This window comes from Sphingorhabdus sp. (assembly GCF_044239005.1).
Lineage (GTDB): Bacteria > Pseudomonadota > Alphaproteobacteria > Sphingomonadales > Sphingomonadaceae > Sphingorhabdus_B.
On record NZ_JBIICH010000085.1, the window covers coordinates 1 to 9,807 of the forward strand.

Annotated in this window: 11 protein-coding genes; all 11 read right to left on the reverse strand. The window is 55.2% G+C overall.

The features are described 5' to 3' along the window. A partial coding sequence (fghA, locus tag ACILQA_RS07790) for an S-formylglutathione hydrolase (protein ID WP_395629184.1) occupies positions 1-834 on the reverse strand: 834 nt, incomplete at its 3' end. Next, positions 831-1,337 (reverse strand): prolyl-tRNA synthetase associated domain-containing protein, encoded by a 507-nt coding sequence (locus ACILQA_RS07795; protein ID WP_395629185.1) that lies wholly within the window; start codon positions 1,335-1,337, stop codon positions 831-833. The genes fghA and ACILQA_RS07795, both read right to left, overlap by 4 nt. Positions 1,338-1,350: 13 nt before the next feature. After that, positions 1,351-1,731 carry a VOC family protein gene (locus ACILQA_RS07800; RefSeq protein ID WP_306064293.1) on the reverse strand — a complete coding sequence of 127 codons (381 nt, stop codon included), beginning with the start codon at positions 1,729-1,731 and terminating at the stop codon, positions 1,351-1,353. Between the two features lie 17 nt (positions 1,732-1,748). Continuing rightward, complete coding sequence (locus ACILQA_RS07805; RefSeq protein ID WP_395627986.1) at positions 1,749-2,861, reverse strand: S-(hydroxymethyl)glutathione dehydrogenase/class III alcohol dehydrogenase; 1,113 nt, start codon at positions 2,859-2,861, stop codon at positions 1,749-1,751. Positions 2,862-2,922: 61 nt separating this feature from the next. Beyond that, positions 2,923-3,696, reverse strand: coding sequence for a molybdopterin-dependent oxidoreductase (locus tag ACILQA_RS07810; protein ID WP_395629186.1), 774 nt, complete (start codon positions 3,694-3,696; stop codon positions 2,923-2,925). Then, entirely contained in the window at positions 3,693-4,499 is an 807-nt protein-coding gene (locus tag ACILQA_RS07815; protein ID WP_395629187.1) for a cytochrome b/b6 domain-containing protein, read from the reverse strand. The genes ACILQA_RS07810 and ACILQA_RS07815 overlap by 4 nt, the downstream gene beginning before the upstream one ends. A gap of 83 nt (positions 4,500-4,582) precedes the next feature. Then, a complete protein-coding gene (locus ACILQA_RS07820) occupies positions 4,583-5,509 on the reverse strand; it encodes a ParB/RepB/Spo0J family partition protein (protein WP_395629188.1) in 927 nt (308 codons plus the stop codon). Next, entirely contained in the window at positions 5,506-6,285 is a 780-nt protein-coding gene (locus ACILQA_RS07825; RefSeq protein WP_395629189.1) for a ParA family protein, read from the reverse strand. Before ACILQA_RS07825 ends, ACILQA_RS07820 begins: the two co-directional genes overlap by 4 nt. Beyond that, positions 6,282-6,950: a 16S rRNA (guanine(527)-N(7))-methyltransferase RsmG gene (gene rsmG, locus ACILQA_RS07830; RefSeq protein ID WP_395629190.1), complete on the reverse strand. Its 669-nt coding sequence runs from the start codon at positions 6,948-6,950 to the stop codon at positions 6,282-6,284. Before rsmG ends, ACILQA_RS07825 begins: the two co-directional genes overlap by 4 nt. Further along, positions 6,947-8,818 carry a tRNA uridine-5-carboxymethylaminomethyl(34) synthesis enzyme MnmG gene (gene mnmG / locus ACILQA_RS07835; protein ID WP_395629191.1) on the reverse strand — a complete coding sequence of 624 codons (1,872 nt, stop codon included), beginning with the start codon at positions 8,816-8,818 and terminating at the stop codon, positions 6,947-6,949. Before mnmG ends, rsmG begins: the two co-directional genes overlap by 4 nt. 71 nt (positions 8,819-8,889) lie before the next feature. Then, positions 8,890-9,807 (reverse strand): tRNA modification GTPase (locus ACILQA_RS07840; protein ID WP_395629192.1); only part of this gene is annotated, 918 nt, incomplete at its 5' end.

Here is a 9,807-nt window from a genome sequence, read left to right on the forward strand (position 1 = left end):
CCGTTCCGCATGCCAAGCGAGATGTTCGGCCATGAAGGTCGAGATGAAATAATAGCTGTGATCATAGCCCGGCTGCATGCGAATTTCGGCACGCTGACCAACCGCGGCACATTGTTCGACGAGCAGGTGCGTCTTGAGCTGTGTCTCGAGGAAATTGTCCGCCAGGCCTTGGTCGACCAACAGGTCAGGCAAGCGTGCGCCATCTGCCAACAACGCAACGCTGTCATAGGCGCGCCATTGCGCACGGTCATCGCCAAGATATCCGCCCAAAGCCTTTTCACCCCAAGGACAATTTAGCGGCGAAACGATCGGCGAGAATGCTGACGTCGACTTATACTTGCCCGGATTACGCAGACTGATCGTCAGTGCGCCATGCCCGCCCATGGAATGTCCCATAATGGCTTGCCGCTGCATATCCGCAGGGAAATGCGCGGCGATGATATCAGGCAATTCACGCTCGATATAATCTTGCATCCGGTAATGCGTGTCAAAGGGCGACACGGCGGCGTTGACGTAAAATCCGGCACCCAAACCAAAATCATATGCGGCATCGGCATCATCGGGAACGCCTTCGCCACGCGGGCTGGTGTCGGGCGCTACGAAAATCAAACCCAGCTCTGCACAGGCGCGGCGGAATTCGCCTTTCTCGGTCACATTTGCATGGGTGCAGGTCAGGCCCGACAAAAACCACACCACTGGCAAAACTTGCCCCTCTTCATGCGGCGGGACATAGACTGAAAAAGTCATGTCGGTGCCGGTGGCTGATGAATGGTGCTTATAAACACCCTGCACGCCGCCAAAGGCGGTGTTTTCAGAGACGGTTTCTAAAGTCATGCGAGCTCCAATGTCGGGACGGAAATAATCTGGGGTGGGTGCTGCCAATAGGTTTGCGCGCGGATAAGATCGCTGGTCGCAATGCTCAAGGTCGCGCTGTTTCGCAGTGGGTGGCAATTGATAATGTCAGATTGGGCTAACGCCGCATCCAGCACGAATTGGACAGCACAATCTTTATCATTGATTGCGGCCAAAGCGGTGACCGATCCCGGCGTAATACCGAGCAGCCGTTCCATATCTTCGGCTTTACCAAAGCTGATCCGGCCGCAGCCGATGGCCGATGGCAACGCCTTTAAATCAACGCGGGCTTCGGCGGGGACAGTGACCAGAAAATATGCGCCGTTCTTGTCTTTCAAAAACAGATTCTTGGTATGCGCGCCGGCAATGTCGCGATTATGCGCTTCGCTCTCGGCCACCGTGAATACCGGCGCATGTTCGTGCTTTTCATAAGCAATGCCGAGCGCGGCCAAATCTTTATACAACTGCGCTTCGGCATCGTTCATGATGGTAACACTATCAGTCAGTAACACGGTGCAAGGCGCACAGCTTGTTACCATCCGGATCACGCAGATAGGCAAGATACATTTTCATGCCATTGCCTTCGCGAATACCGGGTGCATCTTCAATCGCTTCGCCGCCATTTTCGACACCCGCCTTATGCCATGCATCTGCCAACTCAGGGGTCATCGCAAAACCGATGGTGCTGCCATTGCCGTGCGTGGCCGGGTTGCCGTCAATCGGCGGCGTGACAAGGAATAGCGAACCATTGTGCATATAGATCAAACGACCCTTGGGGTCCTGCATGCCGGGCTTTCCACCCATGGCAACGAAGGTTGCGTCGTAGAATTTTTTCGAACGGGCAATATCATTGCTGCCCACCATCATATGACTATACATTATTACTTCTCCCTATTTTAAAACACCACGACACTGCGGATGCTTGTCCCCGCATGCATCAATTCAAATGCCTTGTTGATCTCCTCAAGCCCCATGACATGCGTAATCATCGGGTCGATTTCGATCTTGCCGGTCATATACATGTCGACGATCTTTGGAACGTCGGTGCGGCCCTTGGCGCCGCCAAAGGCGGTGCCGCGCCAGTTGCGGCCGGTCACGAGTTGGAACGGACGGGTGGCAATCTCTTTGCCCGCTTCGGCTACACCAATGATGATGCTGGTGCCCCAACCCCGATGGCATGCCTCAAGCGCGGTGCGCATCACTTCGGTGTTGCCGGTGGCATCAAAGGTGTAATCTGCGCCGCCGTCGGTCATCTCGACGATCTTGGCAACAACATCCTCACGGCTCATGCCTCTGGAGTTCAGGAACGCGGTCATGCCGAACTTGCGGCCCCATTCTTCGCGGTCAGGATTAATATCAACGCCGATAATCATACCAGCGCCCGCAAGCCGTGCGCCCTGAATGACGTTCAGTCCAATGCCGCCAAGGCCAAAGACAACGACATTGTCGCCCACTTGCACCTTGGCTGTGTTGACCACAGCGCCAACGCCTGTGGTCACGCCGCAACCGATATAGCAGCTTGACTGGAACGGCGCGTCTTCACGGATTTTGGCAACGGCGATTTCCGGAAGCACGGTGAAGTTCGAAAATGTCGAGCAGCCCATATAATGGAAAATCGGCTGGCCCTTATAGCTAAAGCGCGTTGTGCCGTCGGGCATCAGGCCCTTGCCCTGTGTCGCACGAATGGCGGTGCACAGGTTGGTCTTACCCGACAGGCAGCTTTTGCACTGGCGGCATTCCGGTGTGTACAATGGAATAACATGATCGCCAGGCTTTACGCTGGTCACGCCTGCGCCAACTTCGCGCACGATCCCTGCGCCTTCATGGCCAAGCACGCTCGGGAAAATCCCCTCACTGTCAAAGCCATCGAGCGTATAGGCATCTGTATGGCAAATGCCGGTCGCCATGATCTCAACCAAAACTTCACCAGCCTTGGGACCCTCAAGGTCAAGCTCGACAATCTCAAGTGGCTTCTTCGCTTCAAAGGCAACTGCTGCGCGCGTCTTCATGGTATTCGGGTCTCCCTATGACTGGAAACGGCTTTTCCATTAACCGCGCGGACACGCAAGCCTAGATTCCGGCATACCACTCATAGTCGCCCACATCTTCCCAATATCCACCTTTTCCACCATGGAATTTTGTCAGATCATCGGTCGCTTCGATACGCATGACATATTTGGCATGCTTATACCCCAGTTGCCGTTCGACACGCAGGCGCACAGGTGCACCATATTTCACCGGCAGCATTTCGCCATTCATGCCCCACGCCAATATTGTTTGCGGATGAAATGCATCGATCAAATCGATGGATTCATAATAAGGCTGCGCGCCGTAACTGTCCGCACAATGAAACACGATATATTTGGCGCGCGCCGACAAACCGGCTTGCTGTAACAACAGCCGCAACGGCGTGCCCTGCCATTTTGCAATCGCGCTCCAGCCCTCAACACAATCATGCCGTGTTATCTGGGTGCGCGACGGCATCGCCCGCAACGTTTCCAGACTGACATCCATCGGGTTTGCCACCATGCCATCAATGCGCAGCGTCCAGTCGGCAAATTTAGTATCGACATGCGCCAGATATTCCGCCGAGGTGCCTGTCAGTGAACCGTTGGTTTTGAAAACCGGCGAAATATCGGATGCAGGGAATTCTGGTGCAAGCGCCGCCCTGTCCATCAGGCTTCTGTGCACCGTCTGATTCAGCGTTTCTGCTGTGCGCAACGCCGACCGGAACATGTCGCTTTCATTCAACGCATCGCAACCGCTTAACATCAGCGCGCTGCCACCCAAAGTTGCGCCGCGCAAAAGTGCACGCCGCCCGATGATATCGCGGTCGTTCTTCATGACGTCACCCCCGTCGGGTTACTTTCGGGTGCCTGAGCAACTTTGCCCGTAATCATCGAACGGATTCCGTTAATTGGCCCTGACAGGAAAACCATGACCAGATGCAGGAGCACAAAGATGGATAAAAGCGCCGCGCAAATAAAGTGGATCGAACGCGCCGATTGACGACCGGCAAATATATCATGCAACCATGGCAGCGCTGCGTTCATGGCCGGTGACATGGCTAGGCCCGTGAAGATCATCAGCGGCAACAAAATGAAAATCACGCCGACATAACTAAACTTTTGCAGGATATTATATGTCGCCGCATTGTGCGCGTCAAAACGCAATCGGGCATGGTTTTTAATATCGCCCCATATATGCTTTGGGGCCCATTCTGCCTTGCGGATATGCAAATGCTGGCGGATGTGTCCGTTCAACAACGATGCCGCCATGAAGCCAGTCAACCCAAGCGCAAACAGCCATGCAAAGGCAAAATGCCAGCGCCGTGCTGCGCCGAGATTGTACCTTGTGGGTATCGTCGCCCAGCCGGGGAAGGCCACGCGGCGGACTTTATCGTCGGCGCCTAACGACAATCCTAAAACACCCGTGGTTTCAAGCGTCATTGAACCGATTTTTACAAATCCAGTTGTTCTTGTGTCATCAATTTCCAACCATGCGCGGTCTTCGCGCGATCCATATTCGCCCCAATACAAACGCGGGTGCGCATTGAAAATCATCAGGCCACTCATCAGCAAAACCGTAAGCGCAATGGCGTTCAGCCAATGCCAAATCCGCGTGGTGGCTTTGTGCCGCTGCGCCATATTGTTCGCCATCCACCGTCTGCCCCACGATTGAACTCACAGTTGGCCCCATTTATTGAGGTACGTCTATCTATATGAAAATATTAGAATTTTTCACCCGTCAGGCGCTGACACAGCATGTCGAGCTGATCGAGACTGCCATATTCAAATGTCACCGCTCCGGCGCCTGTAGCATTTTTCTGAACAATCCGCACGGTCAAGCCCAGCAGGTCGCCCAAATGGGATTCCACTGCACGAATATCCGCATTGTCGCTCGGGCCCGTGCTTTTGCCTTTTTTAGCGGTTGGCGCGCGTTCCTTTTGCACAAGCGCTTCCGTAGCGCGGACCGACAGGCCGTTCTTGATGACCAGCATGGCCAATGGCACCGCATTCTCGCTGCCCAGCAGTGCGCGTGCATGCCCCATGGTCAACTTCTCTTCGATGACCAGATCGCGCAACGGCAACGGCAAATCGAGCAGGCGCATCATATTCGCAACATGGCTGCGCGACTTGTGCACCAACTCCGCCAACTCCGCCGCACTATGCCCAAACACATCGGTCAGCTTTTTATAAGCCTCGGCTTCTTCGATCGGATTGAGATCCTGACGCTGGATATTTTCCAACAGCGCGATTTCAAGCGTTTCGGCATCGTCAAAATTGCGCACGATCGCAGGCAAATCGTGCAGCTGAACCCGCTGCGCCGCGCGCCAACGGCGTTCGCCGGCGACGATTTGATAGCCATCGTTGAACGGACGCACGACGATTGGTTGAATCACGCCATGCTTTGCAATGCTGGCCGCCAACTCGTTCAGCTTATCGTCGGAAAAATGGCGGCGCGGCTGATCGGGATTTGGGCGTATCTCGGCAACCGCAATTGTCATGACGCCAACGCTGCGGGAATCGACATTTCCGGACGCGCGCGCAGAAGCGGGATCGCCGCGCAATGCTTCCCCAAGCAACGCGTCAAGGCCACGACCCAATCCCATTTTTTTCTTCAATGGGGATTTTTCAGATGAATTATCATTCGTCACGCTGCGAGCTCCCGGGCCGGTAGGCGGCCAATCAATTCTCTTGCCAATTTCATATACGCCTCTGAACCCGAACAGCGATGGTCGTACACCAACGCGGGCAGCCCATGGCTTGGTGCCTCCGACAAGCGTACGTTGCGCGGGATGACTGTTTGGAACACCAGATCGCCCAAGCAACTGCGCACGTCGTCCGCAACCTGTTCGGTCAGCTTGTTGCGTTTATCGTACATGGTCAACGCAACGCCCATGATCGTCAGCGCCGGGTTAAATCCGCCCTGAATGCGCTCAACTGTCTGTAATAGCTGACTTAAACCTTCCAGCGCAAAAAATTCGCACTGCAGCGGGACAAGAAGTGAGTCGACGGCCACGAGTGCGTTGATCGTGATAAGCCCCAGCGAGGGCGGACAATCAATGATGCAGATATCCCAGTTGGCATCCGATTTGTCGAAAGCCGCCTTTAACCGCCCGGTGCGGTCCTCATATTCGACCAGTTCAATTTCGGCGCCGGACAGATCAACCGTCGCTGGGACCATGTCGAGATTGGGAATCAAGGTCGGAATGGCCGCATCCTTCAAAGACGCGTCACCCAGCAAAAGATCATAGCTGCTGTGGACGCGCTGCGCTTGTTTAAGCCCTAGACCGGTGGATGCATTGCCTTGGGGATCCAGATCGACCAGCACGCACCGCCAACCGCTTGCCGCCAATGCAGTAGCCAAGTTGATAGCCGTGGTGGTCTTGCCAACGCCGCCCTTCTGATTTGCCACTGCAATTCGGATCATGGTTTTTGTCCCTTTGCCCCGGCGTTGCCGCCACCTGCACGCTTACCGGCCAATGTACCGACCAGAATGCCGGCATCTGCATCGGTTATGCTTTGTTTAACGCTAAACGCGCCATCCCACACTGTTTTAACGTCATCCCACTCTGTTGCTGCGTTACGCCCCTTTGGCAGCAGCCACAAAGTATTATTATGAGAGAAACGGGCCGCCAGTTCAAACAATTTGGGCAAGGGCGCAAATGCGCGCGCACTGATGACCGAAAACGGGGCGGTTTTCATACGCTCCAGCGGCATGCCCATGACCGTGACACGGCCGCCGATATCGAGCATTTCGACCGCGCGCTGCAAATATTCAATCCGCCGAGTGCGCGATTCCACCAGGGTCACGTCAAAATCCGAGAGCAACGCAATAATTAACCCCGGGAAGCCCGCGCCTGACCCAAGGTCCAACCATTTTGTTTCAGGTCGGCCTCGATCCATGAAGGTCAGCAACTGCGCACTGTCGACGATATGGCGCGACCAAATATCTTCTATAGTCGATGCCGCAATAAGGTTCTGGCTGGTCGACTCGCGTTTCAGGAACGCAACGAACGCACCGAGCGATTCCATTGTTTCACGTGAAACACCCAAGGATGTCGTCAGCCACTCTTTCGCTTCAGCTTCGGTCATGCGGCTTCTGTCACGGCGCTGCGGGCTCTTTTGGCGTGGACCAATATGGCAGCCAAGGCCGCCGGCGTAATGCCACGAAGGCGGGACGCAGCGGCCAAATTTTCAGGCTTGGCGCTCTGCAATTTCTCCACCATCTCATTGGAAAGCCCCGCGATGGCGGCATAGTCGACATTGCTGGCCAGCGTTATTTTCTCATTTGCGGCGATGTCTTGAATCTCGGCCTCCTGCCGCGCGAGATATGGTGCGTAGCGACCGTCCTGCTCAATCTCTAACAAAAGCTCGCGTGGCCATTCGTCCCCATCGGCATCCAACAAGTCAATGATCGATACATGCGGAAAACGCAGCCATTCGAGCTTCGACATTTTGCCCGCATCGGGTTTGACCGGCACACCCTGCTTCATCAGCACATCGGCGCTTATCGGCGACGACATCATTTCAAGCGCGGTCGCCTTCATCTGCGCTCTATGGTTGAATGCAGCCAGTCGGTCCCTGCCAACGGCACCCACTTCAATTGCCATTGGCGTGAGCCGCGTATGGGCATTGTCGGACCGAAGCCTTAGGCGATACTCAGCGCGTGCCGTGAGCATCCTGTAAGGCTCGGTAACGCCCTGCAGCGTGAGATCATCAATCATCACCGCAATATAGCTGTTCGTGCGGTCCATGGCCGGCATGGGTCGGTCCAGAACTTTGCACGCCGCGCCCAGCCCGGCAACCAATCCCTGTGCCGCAGCCTCTTCATATCCCGTTGTGCCATTAATCTGACCCGCGCAATATAGTCCTTCAAACCCGCGGACGGCGAGGGTGGAATCGAGACAACGTGGGTCGATATAATCATATTCAACTGCGTAACCCGGAACGACGATTTCGCATTGCTCAAGCCCCGCCATCGATTTGACCATAGCGGTCTGAATGTCCGTCGGCAGCGACGTTGATATGCCATTGGGGTAAACCAAATGGCTATCAAGACCTTCGGGTTCCAAGAATATTTGGTGGCCGTCACGATCACCGAAACGAAATATTTTGTCTTCAATCGACGGACAATATCGTGGTCCCCTGCCCTCAATATCACCGCCAAATAAAGGCGAACGGTCCAAACCACTGCGGATAATGTCATGTGTCACCGCGTTGGTGCGTGTCATTGCGCAGAATATCTGGGGCACTGACCGCCGCTGATTTGAAAAAGACATCGTCCAATCATCATCATCGGATGGCTGTTCTTCCAACATTGCCCAGTTGATGGTCCGGCCATCAATGCGCGGCGGGGTGCCGGTTTTTAGCCGCGCTATCGGCAACGCCGCATCGCGTAGTTGCTTCGACAACAGCATTGCGGAGGCTTCGCCTACGCGCCCGCCCTCAAAGCGCTCTTCGCCCCGAAACAGCTTTCCACCCAAGAAAGTGCCCGTCGCCAATATGACCGCCGAGGATGTGATGATGGAGCCATCACCAAGCACCAAGCCGCCGACTCTGTTGGATGACCCGGGAATGAGGTGAAGCGCCGCGGCCTCCGCCTGCACTATCGTTAAATTTGCAATTTGTCCGAGTTGGCGCTGGATCGATGCCTTAAACAAAGACCGGTCTGCCTGAACCCGAGGTCCCTGCACGGCCGCGCCTTTTGACGCATTGAGCATGCGGTAGTGGATCGCAGCGTCATCTGCCGCACGGCCAATGAGGCCATCGAACGCGTCGACTTCGCGCACCAGATGCCCTTTTCCAAGGCCGCCGATTGCTGGATTGCATGACATCGCGCCGATCATGCTTTTGTCGAAACTCACAAGCGCGACGCGAACACCCATACGCGCGGCGACGGCTGCGGCTTCAGTTCCCGCATGCCCTCCGCCCACTACAATGATGTCGAAATCGGTTGTCATAGGTCGCGCATAGACGAACAAGTCACATCGGTCAAAACTCTGCGTGGGATTGTTTCACGTGAAACAGGACGTCATTTTCCGACGCAGAATTTACCAAATAAACTGTCCAGCAGTTCTTCGGTGTGCGCACGACCCGTTAATGCGTCCAAAGCCAGCCGCGCTTGCCGCAAGCATTCTGCGACGATGAGCCAGTCGTCGGTCGCCTGACATGCACCGAGCGCATCTGCGCAATCTGCGAGCAGCATCCGCTGCCGCTGATTTACCGAAAACTGGTCAGGTGGTGGCAAAAGCTTTTTCGCGATATCCGCGACCGCTGTTTTCAGGTCGGCCATGCCAAATCCTGAGACGGCAGACACCTGAATGGCCATACCCGATTTTTTCAAGCCATCTGGGCTATCCGACTTGGCCGCCACTTCAATGATCTGCGGATGGTCGGGCCCAGCACCTTCTGGCCCAAGCCATAATATGATATCAGCCCCCTGCATCGCGGCCTGACTGCGGTCGATGCCCATGCGCTCAATGACGTCGTCGGTATGATCCCGTATCCCTGCGGTGTCGGTAAAAACGAACGCGATGCCATCAATCCCAATCGGGACTTCGATCATATCCCGCGTGGTGCCGGCAATATCCGACACGATAGCCGCGTCACGCTCGACCAAGGCATTCAACAATGTCGACTTGCCGCAATTTGGTGGACCACCCAATACGACGCGCAACCCATCCTTTAACTTTTCAGCAGAGGGGTTGGATAATATGCGTTCGATGTCGCGTTGAATATTCGCACAAGACACTGATATTGAATGATTATTTTGCGCATCCACATCGGATTCATCCGAAAAATCAAGTTCAGCCTCGGTCAGCGCCGACAGTTGGAGAACCTCTTGCCGCCATGCTTCGATCGCTGCGCTAAAACTACCGCCAAACATCAATGTCGCGGATTTGCGCTGCCACTCGGTCTCTGCCGATAACAAATCAGCAAGACCCTCGGC